This window comes from Rhizobium sp. YTUHZ045 (assembly GCF_051124255.1).
Classification (GTDB): domain Bacteria; phylum Pseudomonadota; class Alphaproteobacteria; order Rhizobiales; family Rhizobiaceae; genus Rhizobium.
The window spans coordinates 994,032-1,019,192 of the sequence record NZ_CP101432.1; the positions used below are offsets into that span (position 1 = coordinate 994,032).

Genomic DNA, 25,161 nt, shown 5'->3' on the forward strand with positions numbered 1-25,161 from the left:
GATTCGTTAAATGGAGGCCTTTTCTGCCTCCGAAAAGATGCGCGGCGCGGCAGCGCCCGCCGCTTAATATTGCTGGAAGTCGGAAAAAATGGCGTTCGGACGTGCCGTGCGGCTGTTGATGCCGGTGCCGCGGGCAACCATCTGCTCGTTCGCGGCAAAACCGAAGCGGCTATAGCCGTGAGTGGAACGAATCTGGTCGCCGGCGAGACGAAGGGTTTCAAACCCGCAATGGATAGGACGAAATCGTTTGTTCATGGCCTTGGTTCCTGTAATTCCTCCCAAGACACGGCTTTATATTGCAGCGCAACATCGATTCCGCAATGCATCGTAACGCGACGCAGCCATGCGAAATATGCATGGATCATTTTATGAATGGTTCACTTCGACTAATTTCTAAGCAAAGAGAGCGAGTTAAGCTTCGCTTGAAAGATCAGCAGGTCGTTCCAGGCCAACCGTTTGTTGACAGGTGCGGTTAACAGATCCTGAGGATGCAGGCTGGCAATGGCGGGAATGACGCGCTCGGCGACGGCAATTTCCCTCCAGCGGCCACGCAAGCCGTGAATCGTATCGTTTTCTCCGAAGAAGAACCGCGCCGCGAAATTGCCGAGCAGCAGGATCGCCTGCGGCTCGGCGAGCGCAATCTGCCGCTCGATGAAGGGTCGGCAGATATCCATTTCGGCCGGCGACGCCGCGCGGTTGCCGGGCGGCCGCCAGGGAATGACCTGCGTCAGCAGGACGCTGGCACGGCTAAGTCCGATCGCCGCCAGCATTTTGTCGAACAACTGGCCGGATTTTCCCGAGAAGGGCGTACCTTCACGATCGTCTTCGGCGCTCGGCGCCGAGCCGATCACCATGATGCCGCTGCCGGGGTCGCCGCTGGCAAAGATGGTCGAGCGGGCGCTGTGCTTGAGATTGCAGCCGTTGAAGGATTCGATTGCGGTCTTCAGCTCGCTGAGCGACCGCGCGGATTCGGCGACGAAACGCGCCTGCTGCACGGCCTCGCCGTCCGGGATTGCCGGCTGCGGCCCGGCGGCCGGGGTCGGACGTGCTGCTGCACTCGGACGAGGCGATGTCTGGCGCTGCCCAGGCGACGGACGTTGCTCAGCGGGAGATGATTCCTGCTGCGTCTGCGCGGCCGGACGGCGCGCAGCCTTCATCGCCTCGAATTCGGCGAAGCGGTCGACCGCCTCTTCTTCCAGCAGCCATTCCACACCGGCATCCGCATGGAAATGCAGAAGTGCTGCAAGCTCGGCGGGGGAAAGGTCGTTGGCGGAGATCATACGGCAAATCTAGCGAAGAGATCGTGGCATTGAAAGGGCGGGCGGCACATTGGCCGCGCTTGCCCGCTTTATTGCACAGTCCATTGCGCGATGTCGTCGCGTTCGCCGATCAGCGCCAGACCATGGGCGATCGACAGCAGTTCGCCACCGCTTTCGATCCGGTCGCGCTCGAAGCGCTCGGTGAAGATGCGGCGCACGGCCGGCACGAAGGAGGTGCCGCCGGTCAGGAACACCTTGTCGATGTCAGCAGGCTTCGTCTCGGTCTTGACAAGCACCTCGTCGAGCGCGCCTTCGATGCGGGCGAGATCCTCGGCGATCCAGCTTTCGAAGTCGCGGCGCTTGATGCTGCGCTGTCCGCCGCGGCCAAGCGGCGCGAATTCGAAAGGTGCCTCGTCGGCAGCCGAGAGCGCCATCTTCGTCGCCGACACCGCCTGGTAGAGCGGATAGCCTTCGTCATGATCGATGAGGTCGATGAAGATTTCGAGCTTTTCCGGCTCAAGGCTGGTGCGCACCAGTTTCTTCAGATCCTCGAATTCCCGCGTGGTCTTGAAGATCGACAGCTGGTTCCAGCGGCCGAAGCTGGAATAGTAGTTGGACGGCACTTCGAGAATCTTGTCGAAGCTCTTGAAATGGCTTCCCTTCCCGATCAGCGGCGCGACGATATTGTCGATCATCCGATAGTCGAAATGATCGCCGGCGACGCCGACGCCGGAATGGCCGATCGGCGTTGCCGTCAGCCTGCCGGCGACGCTTTCGAAGCGGATCAGCGAATAGTCGGTCGTGCCGCCGCCGAAATCGGCAACCAGCACCGTCGCATCTTGCTTCAGGTTCTGCGCGAAATAGAAGGCGGCGGCGACCGGCTCGTAGACATAGTGGATTTCGGGAAAGCCGAAGCGCGACAGCGCTTCGTTATAGCGTTCGGTCGCGAGCGCCGGATCGGGGCTGGCGCCGGCGAAATGAACCGGCCGGCCGGTGACGATTCGGCTGACATCCGAGGGCCAGCTGTCGCCGGCATAGTTGCGCAGGCGCCGCACGAAGATCTCCAACAGGTCCTCGAAATTGTGCCGCTTGGCGAAGATCAGTGTGCCCTGGAACAGTGCGCTTGCCGCAAAGGTCTTGATTGACTGCAGGAACCGGCATTCGCCGGGATTGTCGATGAATTGCCGGATCGCCGCATGGCCCGCCTCCACTTTCAGCGCCGAGGCGCCGAGCTGGGCGTCCTTCATGAAGGAGAGTGCCGTCCGCATGCTGTCGGCCGTCCCGGCCGCGCTTGTGAACGTCATCGAACCCGTTGTCCCGCCATCCGCCATGGCGAGAACCGTATTCGTCGTGCCGAAGTCGAAACCCAGCGCCTGAGCCATGCCCGCACCTCTTCATGCCGATTGTTGCTGGAGACGGAGCAGCACTCCGCAAAGGCGTAAGGACGCCCGGATCAAGGAGGGCGGTTGATGCCACAGGGGCGTGAGACATTCAAGTGGATTTGAAGATCGAGACCCGTTGCCGCGCCCGCTTCTTCGCCGCTCGGAGGGCAAGAAGCGGACAGGCAAGGCCCGGTATCGTCAGAACGCCTTACTCGGCGGCCAGCGCCCTTGTCTCCTGCAGCACCGGCTCCTCGACCTTCTTCTGGCCCATCAGCCAGCCGAGGAAATGGCCGAACCGGTCCATCTCGACGAAGATGACAGGGGTGATGAACAGCGTCAGCAACTGCGACACGACGAGGCCGCCGACGACGGCTATGCCGAGCGGCTGGCGCAGCTCCGAGCTGGCGCCGGTGCCGAGTGCGATCGGCAGCGCGCCGAGCAGGGCGCAGAAGGTCGTCATCATGATCGGTCGGAAGCGTCGCACACAGGCCTCGTGGATCGCCGAAGTCGCCTTTTCGCCGGTCGTGCGCATGGTCTCCACCGCCACATCGATCATCATGATCGCGTTCTTCTTGACGATTCCGATCAGCATCAGCAGCCCGATGAGGGCAATGATCGACAGGTCGAAGCCCATGATCTTCAAGGCAAGCAGCGCACCGAAGGCCGCCGCGGGCAAGCCGGACAGAATGGTGAGCGGATGGATGAAGCTTTCATAGAGCACGCCGAGCACGACATAGATGGTCAGCACCGCCGCCAGGATCAGATAGGGCGTATTGCCCTGCGACTGTTCGAAGATCTCGGCCGTGCCGCCATAGGAGGTGAAGACATCGGCCGGCAGGCCGATCTCCTTCTTGATCTGGTCGATCGCTGCCGTCGCGTCGCTGAGCGAAACGCCTTCCGGCAGGTTGAAGGAAACGGTAGTCGAGACAAGCTGGCCCGTCTGGTTGATCGTCACGGGGCCGGTGGTGCGCTGCACGTGCGCGAAGTTCGAAAGCGGCACCAGACTGCCATTGGACGAGGCGACGCGAATCTCCGACAGCTTCTGGTCGTCCCAGGGTTTGCTGGTGTCGTATTCGACGATGACGTCGTAGCTGTCGCCGGTCGACTGGATCTCCGCCGCCGTATATCCGCTGAAGGATTCCTGCAGTGTCGTGCGCAGCGTATCGTTGTCGATCCCATAGGCGGCCGCCCGCTCACTATCGATGACGATATTGGCTTGCAGGGCGTTGTTCTGGGCATCCGACGTCACATCGGTGAACAGCCCGCGGTCACCACGCATCGCCGCCTGGATCTTGCCGGCCCAGAGGTTGGTCTGGTCGGCGCTCAGCGCCTGGATGACCAGCTGATATTGGCTTGCGGTCTGGCGGCCGCCGAAGCGCAGGCTCTGGTTCGGCGTCACGAAGGCCTGCAATCCGGGGATCTTGTTGATCGCGGTGCGCAGCTCACGCAACGTCTGATCAAGCGGCGGGCGCTCCTTCTTGTCCTTGAGTTCGACGAACATCGAGCCATTGTTCTGCGGTTTGTTCGGATTGCCGCCGATCGTCGACATGACATGGTTGACGGCCGGGTTCGCCTTGACGACGGCAGCCGCCTGCTGCTGCAGCGCCTCCATGGCGGAATAGGAAATGTCCTGTCGAGCCTGCGTGCTGATCGACAGGCGGCCAATATCCTCCTGCGGGAAGAAGCTGGTCGGCAGCGTCATGAAGAAATAGAACGTCAATGCCACCGAGCCCAGGAAGACGCCGAGGATCGTCAGACGATGGCGAAGGCACCAGCCGACTGCCCTGTCGTAGCCGTTGAGCGTCCGCTCGAAGCCGGCATCGAAGAGGCGAATGAGGAGCGGCGGCCGGCTGTGATTGTTGGAAAGGCGCGAGCCGAGCATCGGCGTCACCGTCAGCGAGACGATCGCCGACGATATGATGGCGATGGCGACCACCATGCCGAATTCGTTGAACACGCGCCCTACGACGCCGCCCATCAAGAGGATCGGGATGAAGACGGCAATCAGCGAAACCGACATGGATATGATCGTGTAGCTGACTTCGCCGGCCCCTTTGATCGCCGCCTCGCGCACCGGCATGCCTTCTTCGACGTGACGCAGGATGTTTTCGAGCATGACAATCGCGTCGTCCACCACGAGTCCCACTGCCAGTGTCAGCCCGAGCAGCGAAATGTTGTCGATGCTGTAGCCGAGCACATACATCATGCCGAAGGTCGCAATCAGCGAGAGCGGAACGGCAAGTCCCGGAATGATCGTCGCCGTTGCATGACCGGTGAAAAGGTAGATGACGAGAACGACAAGGCCGATTGTCATGAACAGTGTGAACTTCACATCGGCGATGGCGGCGCGAATGGGTTTTGCGGCGTCGTTCATGACCACGGTCGTGACCGAAGACGGAATTTCGGCGTGCAACTGCGGCAGCTTGGCGTTGATTGCATCGACGACATCGACCGTATTGGCGTCCGGTTGGCGCTGGATGGCGAGGATGATGCCGCGCTGGCCGTCATACCAGCTGCCGGTATATTGGTTCTCGACGCCGTCCTGCACATCGGCGACGTCGCCGAGATGGATCGGCGCGCCGTTCGGATTGGCGATGACGAGCGAGCGGAACTGGTCGGCATTGGTGCGCTGCGTATTCGCGGTGATGGTCATGCTCTGTGAATTGTTCTGCAGCGTCCCCACGGGTTGCTGACTGTTGGCGGCAGAAAGCGCCTTGTTGACGGTATCGATGCCGATGCCGCGTGTGAGCAGCTTGTTGGGATCGACCTCGACTCGTACAGCATAGGTCTGCGCACCATAGACGCTGACCTGGGCAACGCCGGGCAGCGTCGAAAGCGATGGCGAGATGATGTCCTCGGCGATCTCGTCGAGCTTGCTGCGCGGCATGGTGTTGCTCTGCACGGAGAGCAGCATCACAGGCGCATCGGCCGGGTTGGTCTTGCGATAGCTCGGTGGTGTCGTCAGGTTGTCGGGCAGCTGCCGCGTCGCGTGTGAGATCGCCGCCTGCACATCGGCAGCAGCCGCATCGATATCGCGATTGAGATCAAACTGCAGCACGATGCTGGTGCTGCCGAGCGAGCTCGAGGCGCTGATTTCGCTGATCCCGGGAATGGTCTCGAACTGCTTGATCAGCGGCGTGGCAACCGAGGTCGCCATGGTCTGCGGCGAAGCACCGCTCAGCTGCGCCGAAACGTTGATCGTCGGAAAATCAACCTGCGGCAGGGCTGCAACCGGCACGAGCCGGTAGCCGGCAAGACCGGCCAGAATGACGCCGATGGCAAGCAGCGTCGTTGCGACGGGGCGCTGGATACAGAAATTCGGGATCATTGCTGAGCTCCCACCGCGATCGTCTCAGACTGCCGCAGTTGCCGAGGCTCTTCGGCAGACGCGACGTCAAGCGTCTTGTCGTCGAACTGCTCGTTGATTGCCTGCTGGTCGCTGAGCTGGCCCTGGCCTTCGATGACGACATGGTCGCCCGGCTGAAGACCCGATTCGATAGCGGTGAAGCCGCCATTGGCGCGGGCGACGGTGACCGGCGTCAGATGCGATTTGCCGTCCTTGGCGACGAAGGCGAAGAACCCGTCCGGGCCGGGGCTGACGGCAACCGTCGGCACCACCACCTGCTGTTCGTCATTGTTGAAATGCACGACGATATTGACCGATTGGCCGGGCCACAGCGCACCGGAGGCATTCTCGAATTTCGCCTTGGCCAAGATCGTGCCCGAGGCCGTGTCGACCGTGTTGTCGTAGAAGCTGACCTCGCCCTTGCGCACCTGCCCCTTGGAGGAAGCGGGAACTGTGCTGACCTCGACCGGGCCAGCTGCCAGCGCTTTCTTCAGGACGCGCAGATAGCGCTCCTGCAGGTGAAATTTCACATAGATCGGATCATATTTCGCGATGGTGACGATTGCCGACCCGGCATTGAGGAAGGCGCCCTTGCTGACGGCAATATCGCCGAGCCGGCCGTCGAAGGGCGCCCGGATATCCGTATTCTCGAGGGTGATTTGATCCGAGGCCAGGGTGGCCTTGTCAGCCTCGACTGTGGCCGCGGCGGTGTCGCGGGCAGCTCTTGCCTGGTCGAGGCTCTGCTGGGTGCCCGCCTTCTGGTCGAACAGGTCCTGTGCGCGAACCAGGGCCGTCTCCGCTTCCGAAAGCGTTGCCGTATCCCGGACGATCATCGCATTGTCCTTGTCGACCGCCGCCTTCGCCGTCCGGTCGTCGAGCTTGGCGATAAGGTCGCCGGCTTTGACGGTGGCTCCATCCTGCGCATTGATGCTGACGACCAGGCCCTGTTCCTGTGCGGCCATGGTCGTATTGTCGTCGGCATCGGCCCAGCCGGACGCGGTGACATCCGTCGGCAGCGTCGTTTTCACCGCAGCGACTGTTTTGACGACGGTCGGGCCACCACCTCCACGTCTGCGTCCGCCACCCTGGTGTTGCCCGCCATTCCCGGCTTGGTCGGTCGGCGCCTGATTGGCCTGCGTCTGTTCGCCCTGTGCCTGCCTGCTGCCGCCATTGCCGCCGGCCGGCTGCTTGATGAGCTGCGAAAGGTAGGGAATGTGCGCGGCATAAGGGACGAGATTCCCGAATTGCCAAACGCCGACCGCGGCGATTGCGACAAAGCTGACGGTGATCCAAAATTTCTTCATGGGTGAGACCGGGGTTTGAGCACGGGTGCAAATTTATGCTTTGATTGAGCCGCTTATATTGCGGCGCAAAAAGGACATAATTCCCGTGTCGCGATCACTAAGTGGTTATAATGGCTTAAATTTTTGTAATGAATATTCCGTAATATTCAGGTTATACTAATATATGTGAAGTGCAAATTGGCGCGGGCTCGAAGGCTGCAATCCGGCGGTTCCCAACAGCTCGGTGCCACTCCCCACGCGCGAAAGATGGGGAAACAGAGAAGGCAGCTCGTCATGACTGAATTGGATGCCAGCGAATTTCGCTCTGTCGTCACAAGCGTATTTCCCGAACTGACCGGCTCCGTCTTCAAGCTGGCGGCAAAGGACTGGGATTCGATCGCGATCGACGTCGACGACACGCTGATCTTCAAGTTTCCCCGCCATATAGGCGCCGAAAGAGCGCTTGTGAAAGAAGCCGCTTTGCTCGATGTCGTCCGACCGTCGCTGTCGATGGCGGTTCCCGACATGCGCATTCACGACGGGCCGCCGATCTTCTCCAGCCACGCCAAGCTCGAGGGTGAACACCTTATTGCCGAAGACTACGATGCGCTTCGGGAGGGCGACCGTCAGCGGCTCGCGGATGACCTCGCGCGATTTTACGCCGAGCTGCACGCGCTCGATGCCGATCTTCTACGGGCGGCCGGCGCCGGAGCGATCCAGCCATGGCAATCGCCGGAGGCGGTTCGGACGAAGGCTTTGCCGCTGCTGCCGGCTGATATCAAGGGCTTTGCGGAGAGCGCTGTTTCGGATTTCGAAGCCTTGCCGCCGGATCCCTTCGGCAGCGTCTTTGGTTTCTTCGATGGCCACGGCTGGAATATGGCATTCGATCACGGGCACGGTAAGCTCAACGGCATTTACGATTTCGCCGATTCAGGTTTCGGTCCGTTGCACCAGGAGTTCATCTATTCGAACTTCATCTCGCCCGATCTGACCGCGCGCATCGTCTCTGGCTATGAAATGCTGACCGGACGGAGGCTCGACCGGCGGCGCATCACGATCCTGACGGGTTTCCATCGGCTTTCCGAACTCGCCGAACTTGCCGACGATCCAGCCAATGTCGTACAAATGATCCGGAGCGCGGCGACCTGGGCCGCCGCGGCAGCCCGTGCGGCCTGAGCGGCTCTAGACGGACCGTGCGGAGCCCCCGTCGCAGCGTATCAGCGAGCCGGTAATGTAGCTTGCCGGCTGGCTGCACAGGAAGGCGGCCGTTGCGGCAAATTCCTCGACCCTGCCGTAGCGGCCGACAGGAATGCGCGCCTCCTTGTCGGCGCGGATTTCCTCGAGGCTTTTGCCCGTCCGCTTTGCCGCGGCGCCGTCGAGGTCGTCGAGCCGCCTGGTCAGGATGCTGCCCGGCAGAAGCAGGTTGGTGGTGATGCCGAAGCTCGCCACTTCGGAGGCAAGCGTCTTGCTCCAGCCGGCAAGCGCCGGGCGCAGCGTGTTCGACAGCGCCAGGTTGGCGATCGGTTCGATCACGCCTGATGAGGCGACCGTCAGGATGCGGCCCCAGCCTTGCGCCTTCATATCTGGCAGCAGCGCATTGGTGAGCGTGATCACCCGGGCGACCATGGAGAGGAAATAGGTTTCGAGCTTTTCGGCCGTCATCTCCTCCGTCGTGCCGGGCGTTGGCCCGCCGGTATTGTTGACGAGGATGTCGATGCCGCCGAACTTCTCCTTCACTGCCGTCGTTGCCGTCTCGACGAAGCGCTCATCGCCAAGATCGGCCCAGATCCAGTCGGCCCGGCCATTGCCTTCGCTGTTGATCGCCGCGCAATTGGCCTCCAGCTGTTCGCCGCTGCGTCCGCACAGCAGCACGTTTGCGCCTTCGCGCGCGAGTGCTGTGGCAATGCCGAGGCCAAGCCCGCGCGAGGAGGCAAGAACGAGCGCTCGTTTGCCCTTGATACCGAGATCCATGATTTCCTCCAAATGTCTTCGAGGGATGTATAAGGCGCGGGTGACAAAAAAGGAAAGGGAGGGCCGTGATCTCGCGGGTTTCACAATTGATGTTAACGTAAGCGTTATTGTAAGTCTCGCATCGGCTGAAATGTCTTTGTGCGAATTGAGGATTGGCTGTCGCATCCCGGCTCGACAATGCTGCGCGGTTTTGACAAGACAGTGGCCATGGGATGATGGCCACTGGCCAAGCGGAGAAGAGTGAATGACCGAGACGACTGAGCTGCCCGAACGCGAGAGCATGGAATTCGACGTTGTGATCGTCGGCGCCGGTCCTGCCGGTCTGGCGGCGGCGATCCGGCTGAAGCAGGTCAATCCGGAACTGTCCGTCGTGGTGCTGGAGAAGGGGGCCGAGGTCGGCGCCCATATCCTCTCCGGCGCCGTCGTCGATCCCATTGGCATCGACAGGTTGCTGCCCGGCTGGCGTGACGATGCCGACCATCCCTTCAAGACCGAGGTGACCGCCGATCACTTCCTGGTCCTCGGCCCCGCCGGTTCGATCCGTCTGCCGAATGTGCTGATGCCACCCTTGATGAACAATCACGGCAACTACATCGTCTCTCTCGGCAATGTCTGTCGCTGGCTGGCTGGCAAAGCGGAAGAACTCGGCGTCGAGATCTATCCGGGCTTTGCCGCCGTCGAAGTGCTGTACGATGACAAAGGCGCGGTGATCGGCGTTGCCACCGGCGACATGGGCATCGAGAAGAATGGCGAGCCTGGTCCCAACTACACCCGCGGCATGGAGCTGCGCGGCAAATATACGCTGATCGGCGAAGGCGTGCGTGGTTCGCTCGCCAAGCAGCTGATCGCCAAGTTCGACCTGCAGAAGGACCGCGAGCCGCAGAAATTCGGCATCGGCATCAAGGAGCTCTGGCAGGTCAAGCCGGAGAATCACAAGCCCGGTCTGGTGCAGCACTCCTTCGGCTGGCCGCTTGGCATGAAAACCGGCGGCGGCTCCTTCCTCTATCATCTCGAAGACAATCTGGTGGCCGTCGGCTTCGTCGTCCACCTGAACTACAAGAACCCCTATCTCTATCCCTTCGAGGAGTTCCAGCGCTTCAAGACCCATCCGGCGATCCGATCCACCTTCGAGGGCGGCAAGCGGCTGTCTTATGGGGCGCGTGCGATCACCGAGGGCGGCTATCAGTCGGTGCCGAAGCTTTCCTTCCCCGGCGGCGCGCTGATCGGCTGTTCGGCCGGTCTCGTCAACGTGCCGCGCATCAAGGGCAGCCACAATGCGGTGCTGTCGGGCATGCTGGCGGCCGAGAAGATAGCCGCGGCGATTGTATCAGGCCGCAGCCATGACGAAGTGGTCGAGATCGAGAATGAATGGCGCGCCACAGACATTGGCCGCGACCTGAAGCTGGTGCGCAACGTCAAGCCTCTGTGGTCGAAGTTCGGCACGGCCGTCGGCGTCGCGCTCGGCGGCCTCGACATGTGGGTGAACACGCTGTTCGGCTTCTCCTTCTTCGGCACCCTTGGTCACGGCAAGACCGATGCGCAGAGCCTGGAGCCGGCCGCCAACCACAAACCGATCGCCTATCCGAAACCGGATGGCGTTCTGACCTTCGACCGCCTGTCCTCAGTGTTCCTGTCGAACACCAATCACGAGGAAGACCAGCCGGTGCATCTGCAGGTCAAGGATATGGCGTTGCAGAAGAGCTCCGAGCTCGGCATCTATGCCGGGCCGTCGACACGCTACTGTCCGGCCGGCGTCTACGAATGGGTGGAGAAGGATGGCGACAAGACCTTCGTCATCAACGCCCAGAACTGCGTGCATTGCAAGACCTGCGACATCAAGGACCCGAACCAGAACATCAACTGGGTGCCGCCGCAGGGCGGCGAGGGGCCGGTCTATCCGAATATGTGAGGTGCATCGCCGACATCGGCGGTGATTTCGACCGCTGACGTCTTCGTGATCGCCTTTCGCCGGCTGCCGTTAGCCGTTCGTTAACCATAAATTCCTTAGCTTGCGACATGTTGTTGACGCACTAAGGACACATTCATGACGATCTCCCGCCGGGGTTTTCTGATCGCTCTGCCGCTTTTTGTCGCCGGCTGCTCCTCGACCGGCCTCAATAGCCAGACGAATTATGCAGCACTTCCGGATGAAAAGTTTCCGCTGAGGCAGGTGCCGATCGATAAGATCAAGCCGGAACTTCGCCGCCAGGAAGTCGCCTATGAAACCACACATGCGCCGGGCACGATCGTCGTCGACACGCCGGCGCGTCGCGCCTACTACGTCCTGGGTGACGACAGGGCGATGCGATATGGCGTCGGTGTCGGCCGCGAGGGGCTGGCCTTTGCCGGCAACGCCTATATCGGCCGCAAGGCCGAGTGGCCGAGCTGGACGCCGACGGAAAACATGCAGCGTCGCGAGGAACGCTATCGCAGGCTCGCCGGCGGTGGCCCGAACAACCCGCTCGGCGCACGGGCGATGTATCTCTATCGCGGCGGCAATGACACGCATTTCCGCATTCACGGCACCAATCAGCCGGAATCGATCGGCCTCGCTATGTCGAGCGGCTGTATCCGCATGATGAATCACGATGTCATCGATCTCTATGGCCGCGTCGCGGTTGGTGCCCGGGTCGTTGTCATCCAGGCCTGAACGATCGAGAACACACTGAAAAGCCGCGGCAGCGATGGCTGCCGGCGGCTTGATATTGTCGATTGTGGCTGATGGTCAGCGTCGTGCAGCGATACCGGTTGAAAGCGCGACGCCGATGCCGGTGATCACTGCTGCACTGATTTCGGCAAGACCAATCGTTTCACCAAGGAGGAGACCGCCGCCGACAGTCGCAAGAACAGGCGTCAATGCCGTAAAGGCGGCGGCCTGCGTTCCGCCGAGAATGCGGACCGCCGTGCCATAGGCGACCATGGCGACGAGGCCTGACAGAATGCCCTGGCTCAACGCCTGCAGTCCGATCTCGGCAAGCGGGGCCTGCTGCAGCGAGATACCGAAGACGAGTGCGAGCACGGCCATGATCAGGAAGGACCAGGCTGCAATCAGCGCGCTGGCCTGAATGGCCGTCAGACCCGAGCGGCGGAAGGCATGGGTGTAGCTTGCCCAGAGCACGGCGCCGGCCGGCAGCAGGACGAAGCTCGTCCAGGGCAGGGAGGCATCGGCAAGGCTGCGGACGAGCAGGATCATCACGCCGCCGACGATTGCCGCCAGCCCGGCAATGCGTGTGGCATCCGGCCGCTCCCGAAACAACAGAATGCCGATCAATGCGGTTGCAAGCGGCATGGAGCCGCCGAGCAGGATGCCGGAGGCGGCGGCCGGTGTGGAGTGGATGGCAAGCGTCGTGACCAGAAAGAAGATCGCGCCGCAGCCCGCGACCATGATCGCCAGCAGATAGAGCGGCACGCCTTTCGGCAGCAGACCGATGCGAAGCCAGACGGGCGAAAGCGCGAGCGCCGGAATGCCGAAGCGGATGAGGCCGATATCGACGGAGCCGAGTGACGTCGCCGCGCTGTGGCGGGTCGCCAGAAACCAGGTCGCCCAGATCAGCACGGTGATGGTGCCGGCGGCATAACCGAGGCTCTGCGATGGTGACGTGTCGTTCGAAAATGCGATCGTGCTCATCGTCCTAATCCTTTGCTCCGTCCGAATCTTGTCCGGTTGAGAAAGAGATTAGCGCCGGAGGCTGGGGCATGTCCTTGCTATCTGTGGCTTGAAAATCGTGCTATACGCAATCTTCTGCCAAATGATGCCGATGGATCTCTCGAAAATGCCAAATCTCGATAAATTCGATATTGCCATCCTGAAATGCCTGCAGGAGGATGCGCGCGCCACCAATGTCGAGATCGCCGAGAAGGTGAACCTCTCACCGTCGCCCTGCTTGCGCCGCATCCGCAATCTCGAACGCTCCGGTATCATCCGCGGCTACACCGCCGATATCGACCGCAAGGAGGTCGGTCTCGGCCTGACGGTTTTCGTCGAATTCAAGGTGGTGCATCACAGCCGCGAAAATTCCGAGGCGCAGCAGAAGGCGTTGCTCGCCATTCCCGAGATCGTCTCCTGCTTTCTGATCTCAGGTACGGCCGACTTCCTAGCGGAAGTGGTGGTGGAGGATCTCGCCGCCTATGAACGGCTGCTGACGGAGACGCTGCTGACCCTGCCGAATGTCAGCGACATACGCTCCAACTTCGCCATTCGCAGCATCAAGACACACGGACCGTTGAAGCTGCCCGAGGGGAAATAGTTTCGTTGGGCTTGGCGGCGGTTATTCGGGGTCATCTTCGGCCCGGGAGATTGCTGATGCCGGCCCCTCATCCGGCTGCCGCCACCTTCTCCCCGTAAACGGGGCGAAGGGGATATGCCGCAACCTCTCCGTTCCCACCGACCTCTCGCAAGGCACGTCCCCTCTCCCCGTAAAACGGGGAGAGGGCTAGGGTGAGGGGCGCCATTCTGCCCCCTCGGTCCTGCCGTTCGGGCGCGCTACAGCAGCGTCCCGCTGAGGATGAGCAGCGCAACCGAGAAGTAGATGACGAGGCCGGTGACGTCGACCAGCGTGGCGACAAAGGGCGCAGAGGCGCTGGCCGGATCGAGTCGGAGTTTCTGCAGCATGAATGGCAGCATCGAACCGCAGATCGAGCCGAAGGTGACGATTCCGATCAGCGCGGCAAACACCGTGACGGCGACCATCGGCCAGTGCGGACCGTAATTGTAGAGCCCCGCCGATTGCCAGAAGACGATGCGGACGAAGCCGACGAGGCCGAGGATCGCGCCGAGCACGATGCCGGTCGGCAGTTCGCGCAACAGCACCTTCCACCAGTCCGAAAGCTTCAATTCGCCGAGCGCCAGCGCCCTTATGATCAGCGAAGTGGCCTGGGAACCCGAATTGCCGCCCGAGCTCATGATCAGCGGGATGAACAGCGTCAGCACCACGGCTTTTTCGAGCTCGCCTTCGAAATGCTGCATGGCGCTTGCTGTCAGCATCTCGCCGAGGAAGAGGGCGGCGAGCCAGCCGGCGCGCTTGCGGATCATGCCGGCGAAGCCGATCTTCATATAGGGCTGGCCGAGCGCCTCCATGCCGCCGAACTTCTGGGCGGCTTCCGTCGTGTCCGATATCATCGTGTCGATCACGTCGTCGACGGTGACGATGCCAAGCACCTGCCCGTGCTCGTCGGTGACCGGCAGTGCAAGCAGGTCGTGTTTGCGGATCAGCCGGGCGACGTCCTCCTGCTTCATCAGCGGATCGGCCGAAACCGGCGCGCCCTTCTGAGCCACGGAGAGGATGGATGCATCCGGCTCGCCGGTGATGAGGCGGCGCAGCGTTACCACATGCTGCAGCGCATGGCTCAACTCATCGAGCACGTAGATAGCGTAAACCGTCTCGCGTGAGCGTTCGACCTGGCGTACATGGTCGAGCGTCTGGGCAACGGTCCAGCTGTTGGGGACACTGACGAATTCCGTCGTCATGATGCCGCCCGCCGTGCGCGGCGGATAGCCCATCAGGTGCTGGATGGCGACGCGCACCGGCTCGTCGAGGCTGGAGAACAGCCGGGCCCGGGTCTCGCCATCGAGTTCGAGCAGCACGTCGGCGACGCGGTCGTTGGACATGCCGTGCATCAGCCGTGCGGCGTCCTCGGCGCTGATCAGCGCGAGAATCTGGGCGGCGTTGCGAAGCTCCGGCCGGTCGAGCATATTGACAGCATAGTCGAGCGGCATGCCCGACAGCACCCGCCCGGCATCCTGGACGCTGAGCGCATTCATGGCGTCGACGCGTTCGGCGATCGTTGCGCCGCGGCTATTGTTGATGAAGGCGCGGGCGGCATGGCCTGCCCGCAGAGGGAAGCGGTTGATATTCATTGAGGCTCGCCTTTCCGTCGATCCGCCGTAGCGTCCGATCGGGCGAGCCGACAGGAGTCGGTCAGCGCACGAGGGCGGCCGCGTACGGCAAAGGCAATCGACTGTTACTGTCGCTTGGCATCTGAGTGATGGCTCCGTTGAAATGCGCGGAAGATGAATGTCATCCACGTGTCATGCTAGGTGGCTCCGAACGCCGAAAAAGTCAAGCAGGATAAATGCTTAACGCCAGAATGTCGCACCTGTGCGGTGCGGCATTCCGGCGTGTGGTAATGACTTGCGGCTGACGGCTTAAAAATCCTTCGTGCAAGTGCGAATCAGAAGCCTGCAAGCACTGCCTTGCCCTTCATACGGCCGCTTTCCACCATCGCATGTGCCTTCTTCAGATTTGCCGCATTGATCGGACCGACGGTCTCGGTGAGCGTCGTGCGGATCTGTCCGGCGTCGACCAGTTCGGAAATCTTGTTCAGCAGCTTGTGCTGCTCGATCATGTCAGGCGTGCCATAAAGCGGGCGGGTGAACATCAGCTCCCAATGAATGGAGATGGCCTTGCGTTTGAAGGGCACGATGTCGAGTGTCTTGGGATCGTCGATCAGTGCGAAGCGGCCCTGCGGCGCGATGGCTTCCACGACGTCGCCGACGTGACTGTCGGTATTGGTTGTCGAGAAAACGAATCCCGGCGCGCCGATACCAAGCGCTGCCACCTGAGGCGCGATTGGCCTGGAGTGATCGACGACGTGATGTGCGCCGAGCGCCTTCACCCAGTCCTGCGTTTCCGGCCGCGATGCCGTTGCGATCACGGTGAGGTCGGTGAGAGAACGGGCGATCTGGATGGCGATCGAGCCGACCCCGCCTGCGCCGCCGATGATCAGGATGGCGCGTGCCGGGCCCGCAATGGGGTCCTGCACCTTCAGCCGGTCGAACAACGTCTCATAAGCGGTGATCGAGGTCAGCGGCAGGGCGGCTGCGGCCGCGAAATCGAGGCTCCTCGGTTTTTTGCCGACAATGCGCTCGTCGACGAGGTGGAATTCGGCATTGCTGCCCGGACGGCTGATGACGCCGGAGTAGAACACCTCGTCGCCCGGCCTGAACAGCGTGACGTCAGCACCGATGGCCTTGACGACACCGGCGGCATCCCAACCGAGCACCTTCAGTTCGTCGGCAGGTGGCGCGGAATGGGCGCGCACCTTCACATCGACGGGATTGACGGAGACCGCCTTGATCTCGACGAGCAGATCGTGGCCGCGAGCTTCCGGCATCGGCAAGTCGACATCGATCAGCGAGGTCTCGGCGGTAATGGGCTGTGGGGTTTTATAAGCGACGGCGCGCATGGGAAACTCCTGTGTTCTTTGCACGGAAGCTAGATGCGCACTATGTTCGAGCGACGCAAGAATGCACAAATTCTGTACGTAGTACCAAAAAGGATACTGTAAATGTCATTGCCGCGCGCCAAACTCGTCAGGAATTTTCCCGGTTGCCCTGTAGAGGCGACGCTGAGCTACGTCGACGGCAAATGGAAGGGTGTGATCCTCTTTCACCTCATGAAGGGCCCGCTGCGCTTCAATGAACTGCGCCGCAAGCTACCGGCCGTGACCCAGCGGATGCTGACGAAGCAGTTGCGCGAACTCGAAGGGTCCGGTCTGGTGTCGCGTACCGTCTTCCCGGTGGTGCCGCCGCGTGTTGATTATGCGATGACGCCGCTAGGCATGACGCTGAAGCCGGTCGTCGATGCGCTTGCCGCCTGGGGCGACGATTATGTCTTCTGCAGCCCGGAAGGACGTGAGTTGCGCATGTCCTCAGGCGGGCTGCACGCGCCGGCTGCGCCTCTCCAGGCGGGCTGAGGCGGCGAAGACGAAGAGGCCGAGGAAGGAGAGTGCTGCGCCGACGTAGCCCGTGGCCGCAAAGCCGTAGCCCCAGGCGATGACGAGGCCGCCGAGCCACGCGCCGATCGCATTGGCGATGTTGAAGGCGGAATGGTTGGAAGCTGCGGCCAGCGTCTGTGCGTCGGCGGCGACATCCATCAGCCGCGTCTGCAGCGCCGGGCCGGCGGCAAAACCGCAGCCGACGAGGAAGACCGAGAGGCCAAGCATATAGGGATTGGCGGCGGTCAGCGAGAAGGTGGTCAGCACGACGATATTATAGACGAGCGAGCCGCCGATCGTGCCGAGCAGCGACTTGTCGGCGAGCCACGAGCCGATGAAATTGCCGGCATTCATGCCGACGCCGAAGAGCACCAGCATGATCGGAACGGCCGTTTCCGACAACATCGCCACCTCGGTCGTCGTCGAGGCGATATAGCTGAACATAGCGAACATGCCGCCATAACCGACAGCGGCGATGCCGAGCGTCAGCCAGACCTGGGGTCGGCGGAAGGCGCCGAGTTCACGTGAGAAACTCGCTTCTTCGGAGACCCTGTCCTTCGGAACATAGACCCAGATCAAGGCCACTGTCAGCAGGCCGACGACGCCGACCGACAGGAACGCAACCTGCCAGTCCAGCGATTGGCCGAAAAGCGTCGTCAGCGGCGTGCCGAGGAGCGTTGCGACAGTCAGTCCGAGCATGACGCGTCCGACAGCGCGTGCCCGCCGATGAATCGGCACCATTGAGGCGGCCACAAGTGCGGCGACGCCGAAATAGGCGCCATGCGGCAGGCCGGTGATGAAGCGCAGGACGGTGAAGGTCTCAAAGGTCGGCGCCACGGCGCTCGAGATATTGCCGAGGGCAAAGACCAGCATCAGCGACAAAAGTAATGTGCGGCGCGCCATCTTCGCGGCGAGCACGGCGATGACGGGCGCGCCGACGACGACGCCGAGCGCATAGGCGCTGATGACGTATCCCGCCTGCGGCGTCGTCACCGAGAAGGTATCGGCCACATTGGGCAGCAGCCCCATGATTGCGAATTCGCCGGTGCCGATGCCGAAGCCGCCGCAAGCGAGCGCCAGTTGAACCAAAGCCACGGTCGTTGCCGACGGCAGCTCGTCAGCAGGCTGGGTACCGATGGAATCGTTGATGGCGATCTCACTCATGGGAGCTCTCTCTGGACGGTTTCTGCTCGGCAGGCCACTGGCCAAGTGCGGCCACGAGGCGATCGGGACAAATGGCGGGAAGGAAGATGGCGATATCTGATCTATCCGTAATATGCCGGCAGGCGTCGAGTGCATTTTTCGCAGTGCAGCGTCCTGCTATGTGCATATGTCCGTTGCAACATTTGCATTTCTGTCATTTCTGCCGCGCCAGGGCGGCGCTTGAAATCGTCAGTGCCGCAACCATTTGAGGAGCAAGGCAGGACCATTTCCGCGCCAGGGACGGGAGCCCTCATGAAGCTTGTAGGCTTTTTCAATCGCGACGGCGGTACCTTCAAGACCACCGATATGCTGGCCTACGAGAAGAGGGCGGAAGCAGCGTTCCGCGATGCGGGGCACGATTTCGACGCGATCGTTTTCTCCGGAAATGAAATCATTCCGGCCATGGAACGTGCGGCCAAGCGCGACGATATCGACGGCATCGTCGCCGGAGGCGGCGACGGGACGATTTCGGCGGCGGCATCGATCGCCTGGAAGAACGGTATCGCACTAGGCGTCGTACCGGCCGGCACCATGAACCTCTTTGCCCGTTCGCTGCGCGTGCCGCTCGATATCTGGCAGGCTCTCGACGTGCTTGCATCAGGCGAGATCGACAATGTCGATATTGCCAGCGCCAACGGCCGCCCCTTCATTCATCAGTTTTCCGCCGGCTTGCATGCCCGCATGGTGCGCTATCGCAATTCCTACAGCTATCGCTCGCGGCTGGGCAAGATCAGGGCAAGCACGAAGGCGGCCCTCGGCGTTATCTTCAATCCGCCCGAATTCGAGGTTGAGTTCGAAGCGGCCGGCATGCGCGAGCGTCGCCGGGTTTCGGCAGTCTCGGTCTCCAACAACCCGTTTGGCGAAAATGCACTGCTTTATGCCGATAATCTGAGAAGCGGCGAACTCGGCTTCTATACGGCAAATCCGCTGAAACCGCTCGGTGTCGTCCGCCTTGCCTTCGATATGATGCGCGGTAAGGTCCGCGAGAACGCGGACGTCATGGTAATGCACCCGGCCGAGGTGCGCCTGCATTTCCCGAAGCTGCGCTCCAAGGCCAATTGCGTGATGGACGGGGAGCTGCTGCCGCTCGAACGCGACGTCTTGATCCGTCTGCATCCGGGCGAACTGAAGGTTCTCGTCAAGCAGGGTCTGGCGGCTCAGATCGATGCGGACGAACGCCGCGAACCCGCGGCGTAACGGAAGGATTCAGAGACGCGGTAGGTAGGTGCGATAGTCGAAATCGGAGACCGTGCGAAGATGCGCCAGCGCTTCCTTGCGCTTGGTGTCCCCATAGAGCGCCTGATAGCGGCTGCCGAAGATATCGGCGATGAAGGGCGAGGTGCGGAAGGTCTCGACCGCGCTCAGGAAATCATGCGTCAGTCGCGTCGTATCTGCGGGCGTGTGCGCGGGCGTCGTCTCCTCGCCGGGATCGAGCTCGCGGTCGAGACCGGTGAGCATGCCGCCGAGGATCGCCGCCAGCAGCAGATAAGGATTGGCATCGGCGCCGGCGACGCGATGCTCGATGCGTGCGGCCGGCCCGTCCTTTTCGGGTATGCGGATTGCCGTGCCGCGATGGCCGTTGCCCCAGCTCAGATCGACGGGCGCGAAGGAGCCCGGCTGAAAGCGCCGGTAGGAATTGGCGAGGGGGGCGAAGATCAGCTGCGCCTCGCGCATGCTGTCGAGCATACCTGCCGTGACCGATTTCAGCAGCTTCGGCTCGCCGCCTTTGGCGTCGAGAATGTTGCGGCCCTGTTCGTCGGTGACGCTTACATGCACATGCAGGCCGGAACCGGCATGGTCGGAATAGGGCTTGGCCATGCAGGTCGATTTCAGCCCGTGGCGGCGCGCCGCCTGTTCGGCGATGCGCTTCAAATAAAGGCAGTCGTCGGCTGCCGCCAGCGCACTGGGTCGGTGCATGAGATTGACCTCGAACTGGCCGGGTCCGAATTCCGCTGTCGTCGCGTCCGCTGGCAGCCCCTGCGCCTTGGCATAGGCCCTCAGCGTCCGCAGATAGCTGTCGAGCGCGTCGACGGCGCTCATGTCGTAGAGCTGGAAACCATTCGGCTCGCCGCGATAGGTGAGGCTTTCGGGCGGGGAAGGCCGTCCGGTCTCGCGCCAGTCTGCGGACATCACATAGAATTCCAGCTCGGTGGCGATGACGGGCGTCAGCCCGCGCAGCCTGTAGCGTTCGACCACCGAGGCGAGGATCGCGCGCGGATCCATGAAGCTCGGGGTGCCGTCGAATTCGCACATGGTGGCGAGGACCTGCATCGAGCCCTCCGGCGCCCAGGGCATTGGCGCGAGGCTGCGTCGGTCTGGAACGACCATCCCGTCGGGATCGCCGATGGTCAGCGACAGGCCGGTGATGTCGTCATTGTCGTCGCCCCAGATGTCGAGCGACTGTGTCGATGTCGGCAGGCGGATCTCGCCGGCCCAGACCTTGCCTTCGCTGCCGGTCGGAAGCTGTTTGCCGCGCAGCTCGCCATTCATGCCGACGATCAGGATATCGAAACGTGGGTCTCCATCGGCCTTGCCGTCCATCCTGTCGCTCACCATGACCTTGAAAATCCTCCGGGACAAGGCCAAGCTCCTATCCCATCGACAGCAGCCTTTCAATCCGCGAGGATCTTTTGCCAGTGATGCCCGATACTTACCCGCCCTCCAACCTTGCTGCGATCGACGCCGCGCACCATCTGCACCCCTTCGCCGACATGAAGAAGCTGAACGCCGAGGGAACGCGGATCATTCAGCGCGGCGAGGGCGTCTACATCTTCGATAGTCACGGCAGAAAATATCTCGACGGCTTCGCCGGCCTTTGGTGCGTCAACATCGGCTACGGCCGCCGAGAGATCGCCGAAGCGGTTGCAAGGCAGATGAACGAGCTGCCCTATTACAACACCTTCTTCGGCACGACCTCCACGCCGACGGCGCTGCTGGCGCAGAAGGTGACGTCGCATGCGGGCGAACGGTTCAACCATATTTTCTTCACCGGCTCCGGTTCGGAAGCGAACGACACCTGGTTCCGCATGGCTCGCGTCTATTGGAGCGCCGTCGGCAAGCCGTCGAAGAAGATCGTGATCGCGAGGAGGAACGGCTATCACGGCTCGACCGTCGCCGGCGCCAGCCTCGGCGGCATGAAGTACATGCATGAGCAAGGCGATCTGCCGATATCAGGCATTGTCCATATCGGGCAGCCCTATTGGTACGGCGAGGGCGGCGATCTCTCACCCGCCGAATTCGGCCTGAAAGTCGCCCGCGAGCTCGAAGCCAAGATCGACGAACTCGGCGAGGAAAATGTCGCGGCCTTCGTCGCCGAACCGGTGCAGGGGGCTGCCGGCGTCATCATTCCGCCCGACACTTACTGGCCTGAGATCGACCGCATCTGCAAGACGCGCAATATCCTGCTGGTAACCGACGAGGTGATCTGCGGTTTCGGCCGCCTGGGCGCCTGGTTCGGCCATCAGCATTTCGGCGTCGAACCCGATCTCGCGCCGATCGCCAAGGGGCTTTCCTCCGGCTATCTGCCGATCGGCGGCGTGCTCGTCAGCGGCCGCATCGCCGATGTGCTGATCAACGAGGTCGGCGATTTCAATCACGGCTTCACCTATTCCGGCCATCCGGTCTGCGCCGCCGCCGCACTCGAAAACCTGCGCATCATCGAGGAGGAAAAACTGGTCGAGCGCGTGCGCGACGATATCGGTCCCTACTTCGGCAAGGCCTGGGCAGCACTGGCCGAACACGATCTTGTCGGCGAGGCGGTCAGCATTGGCCTCATGGGCGGCCTGCAGCTTACTGCCGACAAGAGCGCGCGCACCCGTTACGAAAAGCCCGATCAGGTCGGCGCGCTCGTCCGCAATCACGCATTGGCGAACGGCCTGGTGCTGCGCGCCACCGGCGACCGCATGCTCGCCTCGCCACCACTCGTCATCAGCCACGCTGAGGTGGACCAGATGGCGAGAATCACCAGGCTGGCATTGGATGCGGCCTGGAAGGAGCTGAAATCATGAAGTCGTTCAGTTGGCCTGGTTGATCCAGGCATAACCGAAGCGATAACGGTCGTCGCCGCGCCCGTAGAGATATGGCACATCGATCACCGCGGCGTCGGGCGCGGATACGCCGAGATTGACCTGGAGCCATTGCGCCATGGCCGGCGGCAGCCCTTCGTTTTTCTCCCTCTGCAGCATGAGCCACACGAGGAGAAGCGGGCGGCTTCCCGAGACATCCGGCTTGAAGCCGGGATAATCGACCGAAAGCACGGGAATACCGGGAATGTCCTGTCTGAGATTGCCGGCGAGCAGGCTGTCACCGGCGAGGATTGCCGCCGGTTCGGCCTGCCTGCGCAAGCTTTCGAGCATGCCGGCATAAGGTCTGTTCAGCCGCTCGTAATGACCTGAGAAGCGCGCGCTCGCCACACTGCCGTAAAGGGCGGCCGGCACGCCAATCATGATGATGGCAACGATCGGCATGAAACGCCGCAAAGCCTTGTCGGTCTCCACCCCTGCCGCCTCGATCTTTAGGCAGAGATAAAGCGGCACTATGAAGAGCATCGGCACCAGCCAGCGATCCTTGATGCCGACCGCGCCGCCGAAGATGATCAACAGCAGGATGCCGATGACGAAGACGAGCAGCATCCGCTCGAGGAGCCGTGTCCATTCCGATTGGGCAGTCAGTGCTGAGCGAAGCTTCTTGCCGAAGACCATCGCGAACACTGCGATGGTCAATCCGGCGAAGCTGATGACGGCGAGAGCGAGCGAGCCGATGCCCATGGCGACCTGCATCGGATAGCTCGCATGGCCGCTCGCCGTCATCTTCTCCAGCGTGCGCGCGGTTGCGAAATCGAGATTGTCCTTCAGCCAGAAGAGATGCGGCAGGATGATGACGAGGGCCACGATCACGGTCAGCGCCAGCCGCCGGTCGAAGATTCGCGGCCGCAGGCGTGTATCCGCCAGCGCGGCAATCAGGGCAGCGGCCGGTAGGATGGCGAAATTATACTTGGCAAGCAGACCGAAACCGATGCCGATGCCCGCGATCAGATAGGAGGCAAGGCTCGGCTGCTTCAGGCTGCGGATGAAACCGTAGAAGAAGATGCTGGCCGAGAAGAAGACCGCGACCGTGTGCGTCAGGTCACGCTGCATCTCGAAAACCATCTGCGGAATGGTGAGCAGCCCGAGTGTTGCGATTACCACGAGCGCCTTGTCACGCAGGACGAGCCGCGCCGTCAGGCCATACAGCAGATAGGAGATAAAGAGCAGAAGGTTCTTGACGACGGACAGGGCGGCAAGCGAGACGCCGGCAAACTGGAAGACGGCATACTGCAGCCAATTGTAGAAGGGCGGCTGCGGGCCATAACCGGCGGCGAGCCATTGTGAGCGAAAGGCCTGTTCGGCCTCGTCGAGATCGAGCGAATGCGATGTCGCCAGCCTCACACCGATCTGAAGGGCGAAATAGGCGGCCAGCAGGATGAAAACCCACCTGACGTCGCGAAGGCTGGTCTCGCTCATCTATCTCGCTCCCGGCCGAACCCAGGCATAGCCGAGTGCGAAATTATCGCCCTGGCGACCGAAATGATAGGGAAGCGACAAGGCGCCGATCTCCTGCGGTGCGATATCGGCCGCCGCCAGCGCCGATGAAAATCGCTCCGGCATGACCGCATCGGCGGCCGTCGCCGTCTTCTTGCCGCGCCAGACGATGAGCACTGGTCCGTCCGATGTCGCATAGGCCGGGATGCCGGGTGCAGGGAAATCCGGGATCACCACGGGCACGCCGGGAAACTGCAGCCGCATGTTCCCGCCGACATAGGTATCCGAGGCGATCACCAGCGCAGGTTCGGCCTGTCGCGTCATTCCGCGGGCGAGATCGGCCATCGGCACATTCGGCCTGGTGTAGGTGCCGATCAGCCCGGCGCCGACGACGCGGAAGCCGAGCGCCACCAGGACGCAGGCCATCAGCACCGGCACGACGGGTCGGAAGCGGCGCAGTCCGGCGGAAAGGTCAAGCCCGGCCGCCTGCATCTTTGCCAGGAAATAGATCGGCAGCACCAGCAGGAACGGGTCGAGCCAGCGTTCACGCACCGTTGTGGAGCCGGTGAACAGTACGATCAAAAGGATTCCGGCGAGGCTGGCAAGCATCATCCGCTCCATCATCCCTGTCCAGCGGTTTCCGGATGCGAGCGCCCTGAAAAAGTTCCGGCCGAAGGCGGCGGCGAAAATGGCGATGGGCAGCGCCGCAAAGGCGATGATGGCGATGACAAAGGCGACAATGCCCTTGCCGATGCGCAAGGCTCCGGCCGGTTCATTGCCAGCGGCCATTTTGACCAGAGTATCGGAGGAGGCGAATTCGAGGTTGCTCCGCAGCCAGATCGCGTGCGGCAGCACGATGATGAGCGCGACGGCGATCGCTGCCAGGATACGCCAGTCCAGCACCCTGCGCCGCCATTCGGAATCGGGCAGGACGGCGATCAGCGCCGCGACGGGCATCAGCGCGAAATTATATTTCGAGATCAGCCCTATGCCGGTCGCAAGCCCGAGCAGGAGGTAACTGCCGATGTCGGGCCGCTCGAGCGTGCGGAAGAAGCCGTAGAGGAAGAGCGAACTGGCAAAGAGCAGCGCCGTCGTATGGGTCAGATCCTGCTGCGCCATGTAGGAAACCTGGGGCAGGGTGATCAATGCCATCATTCCGACGGCGGCAAGCTTCTCGTCCTTCAGCGCCTCGCGTCCGGCAAGGCCGTAAAAGAGGTAACACAGGAAGAGCAGGATGTTCTTCGGGATGACAAGCGCGCCCATCGACAAGCCGGTCACCGAAACGATGGCATATTGCATCCAGTTGTAGAAGGGCGGCTGCGGGCCATAACCCGCCAGCAGATATTGCGAAAAGAAGGACTGCTCGGCCTCGTCGAGTTCCAGCGCGTGCGGAAGTACCAGCCTGAGCGCGATGTTCAGCACGAAATAGGCTGCAAGCAGCAGCGCCGCGGTTCTGATCGTCCTCGTCGCCCGGTTCAGCAT

General features: G+C 62.1%; 20 protein-coding genes. 7 read left to right on the forward strand and 13 right to left on the reverse strand.

All coding sequences use genetic code 11. The features are described from left to right. Nucleotides 1-63: 63 nt before the first annotated feature. The 5 genes from NMA58_RS04910 to NMA58_RS04930 form a co-directional block, all read right to left on the reverse strand. Entirely contained in the window at nucleotides 64-255 is a 192-nt protein-coding gene (locus NMA58_RS04910; RefSeq protein WP_097599809.1) for a hypothetical protein, read from the reverse strand. 131 nt (nucleotides 256-386) lie between these two features. Further along, nucleotides 387-1,280, reverse strand: a complete 894-nt coding sequence (locus tag NMA58_RS04915) for a uracil-DNA glycosylase family protein (RefSeq protein ID WP_434712573.1) — start codon at nucleotides 1,278-1,280, stop codon at nucleotides 387-389. Nucleotides 1,281-1,348: 68 nt separating this feature from the next. After that, nucleotides 1,349-2,641: an Hsp70 family protein gene (locus NMA58_RS04920; protein WP_434712575.1), complete on the reverse strand. Its 1,293-nt coding sequence runs from the start codon at nucleotides 2,639-2,641 to the stop codon at nucleotides 1,349-1,351. A gap of 208 nt (nucleotides 2,642-2,849) precedes the next feature. Then, complete coding sequence (locus NMA58_RS04925) at nucleotides 2,850-5,969, reverse strand: efflux RND transporter permease subunit (protein WP_434712576.1); 3,120 nt, start codon at nucleotides 5,967-5,969, stop codon at nucleotides 2,850-2,852. Beyond that, nucleotides 5,966-7,291: an efflux RND transporter periplasmic adaptor subunit gene (locus tag NMA58_RS04930; RefSeq protein ID WP_434712578.1), complete on the reverse strand. Its 1,326-nt coding sequence runs from the start codon at nucleotides 7,289-7,291 to the stop codon at nucleotides 5,966-5,968. Before NMA58_RS04930 ends, NMA58_RS04925 begins: the two co-directional genes overlap by 4 nt. A 273-nt stretch (nucleotides 7,292-7,564) precedes the next feature. Here NMA58_RS04930 and NMA58_RS04935 point away from each other — a divergent pair, with 273 nt between their 5' ends. Next, nucleotides 7,565-8,446: a phosphotransferase family protein gene (locus tag NMA58_RS04935; protein WP_434712579.1), complete on the forward strand. Its 882-nt coding sequence runs from the start codon at nucleotides 7,565-7,567 to the stop codon at nucleotides 8,444-8,446. A 6-nt stretch (nucleotides 8,447-8,452) separates the two neighbouring features. Here the strand turns inward: NMA58_RS04935 and NMA58_RS04940 are convergent, their stop codons facing one another. Beyond that, on the reverse strand, nucleotides 8,453-9,241 hold the full coding sequence (locus NMA58_RS04940; protein WP_434712580.1) for an SDR family oxidoreductase: 789 nt from the start codon (nucleotides 9,239-9,241) through the stop codon (nucleotides 8,453-8,455). A gap of 244 nt (nucleotides 9,242-9,485) precedes the next feature. On the opposite strand from NMA58_RS04940, the gene NMA58_RS04945 reads away from it, so the two are divergent. After that, the gene (locus NMA58_RS04945) at nucleotides 9,486-11,150 is read left to right on the forward strand and encodes an electron transfer flavoprotein-ubiquinone oxidoreductase (RefSeq protein ID WP_434712581.1); all 1,665 of its coding nucleotides are present in this window, start codon (nucleotides 9,486-9,488) and stop codon (nucleotides 11,148-11,150) included. A 135-nt stretch (nucleotides 11,151-11,285) separates the two neighbouring features. Next, nucleotides 11,286-11,891: a L,D-transpeptidase gene (locus NMA58_RS04950; RefSeq protein ID WP_434712582.1), complete on the forward strand. Its 606-nt coding sequence runs from the start codon at nucleotides 11,286-11,288 to the stop codon at nucleotides 11,889-11,891. A gap of 75 nt (nucleotides 11,892-11,966) precedes the next feature. On the opposite strand, the gene NMA58_RS04955 is transcribed toward NMA58_RS04950, so the two are convergent. Beyond that, entirely contained in the window at nucleotides 11,967-12,869 is a 903-nt protein-coding gene (locus NMA58_RS04955; protein WP_434712583.1) for a DMT family transporter, read from the reverse strand. A gap of 145 nt (nucleotides 12,870-13,014) precedes the next feature. Here NMA58_RS04955 and NMA58_RS04960 point away from each other — a divergent pair, with 145 nt between their 5' ends. Continuing rightward, nucleotides 13,015-13,488, forward strand: coding sequence for an Lrp/AsnC family transcriptional regulator (locus tag NMA58_RS04960; RefSeq protein ID WP_003587651.1), 474 nt, complete (start codon nucleotides 13,015-13,017; stop codon nucleotides 13,486-13,488). A 236-nt stretch (nucleotides 13,489-13,724) separates the two neighbouring features. Here the strand turns inward: NMA58_RS04960 and mgtE are convergent, their stop codons facing one another. After that, on the reverse strand, nucleotides 13,725-15,098 hold the full coding sequence (gene mgtE / locus NMA58_RS04965; protein WP_434712584.1) for a magnesium transporter: 1,374 nt from the start codon (nucleotides 15,096-15,098) through the stop codon (nucleotides 13,725-13,727). Between the two features lie 314 nt (nucleotides 15,099-15,412). Then, nucleotides 15,413-16,426: a zinc-binding alcohol dehydrogenase family protein gene (locus NMA58_RS04970; RefSeq protein WP_434712585.1), complete on the reverse strand. Its 1,014-nt coding sequence runs from the start codon at nucleotides 16,424-16,426 to the stop codon at nucleotides 15,413-15,415. Nucleotides 16,427-16,528: 102 nt separating this feature from the next. Here NMA58_RS04970 and NMA58_RS04975 point away from each other — a divergent pair, with 102 nt between their 5' ends. Next, a complete protein-coding gene (locus NMA58_RS04975; RefSeq protein ID WP_434712586.1) occupies nucleotides 16,529-16,936 on the forward strand; it encodes a winged helix-turn-helix transcriptional regulator in 408 nt (135 codons plus the stop codon). Here the strand turns inward: NMA58_RS04975 and NMA58_RS04980 are convergent. Further along, nucleotides 16,892-18,121: an MFS transporter gene (locus NMA58_RS04980; RefSeq protein WP_434712587.1), complete on the reverse strand. Its 1,230-nt coding sequence runs from the start codon at nucleotides 18,119-18,121 to the stop codon at nucleotides 16,892-16,894. The two genes, NMA58_RS04975 and NMA58_RS04980, sit on opposite strands and share 45 nt — an antisense overlap. Nucleotides 18,122-18,412: 291 nt before the next feature. Here NMA58_RS04980 and NMA58_RS04985 point away from each other — a divergent pair, with 291 nt between their 5' ends. After that, a complete protein-coding gene (locus NMA58_RS04985; protein WP_434712589.1) occupies nucleotides 18,413-19,357 on the forward strand; it encodes a diacylglycerol/lipid kinase family protein in 945 nt (314 codons plus the stop codon). Nucleotides 19,358-19,366: 9 nt separating this feature from the next. Here NMA58_RS04985 and NMA58_RS04990 read toward each other — a convergent pair whose 3' ends face one another. Next, nucleotides 19,367-20,716, reverse strand: coding sequence for a glutamine synthetase family protein (locus NMA58_RS04990; RefSeq protein WP_434713509.1), 1,350 nt, complete (start codon nucleotides 20,714-20,716; stop codon nucleotides 19,367-19,369). Between the two features lie 83 nt (nucleotides 20,717-20,799). Here NMA58_RS04990 and NMA58_RS04995 point away from each other — a divergent pair, with 83 nt between their 5' ends. After that, nucleotides 20,800-22,167, forward strand: coding sequence for an aspartate aminotransferase family protein (locus tag NMA58_RS04995; protein WP_434712590.1), 1,368 nt, complete (start codon nucleotides 20,800-20,802; stop codon nucleotides 22,165-22,167). Nucleotides 22,168-22,173: 6 nt separating this feature from the next. Here the strand turns inward: NMA58_RS04995 and NMA58_RS05000 are convergent, their stop codons facing one another. Further along, the gene (locus NMA58_RS05000) at nucleotides 22,174-23,661 is read right to left on the reverse strand and encodes an ArnT family glycosyltransferase (RefSeq protein ID WP_434712591.1); all 1,488 of its coding nucleotides are present in this window, start codon (nucleotides 23,659-23,661) and stop codon (nucleotides 22,174-22,176) included. Next, nucleotides 23,662-25,161 (reverse strand): glycosyltransferase family 39 protein, encoded by a 1,500-nt coding sequence (locus tag NMA58_RS05005; protein ID WP_434712592.1) that lies wholly within the window; start codon nucleotides 25,159-25,161, stop codon nucleotides 23,662-23,664.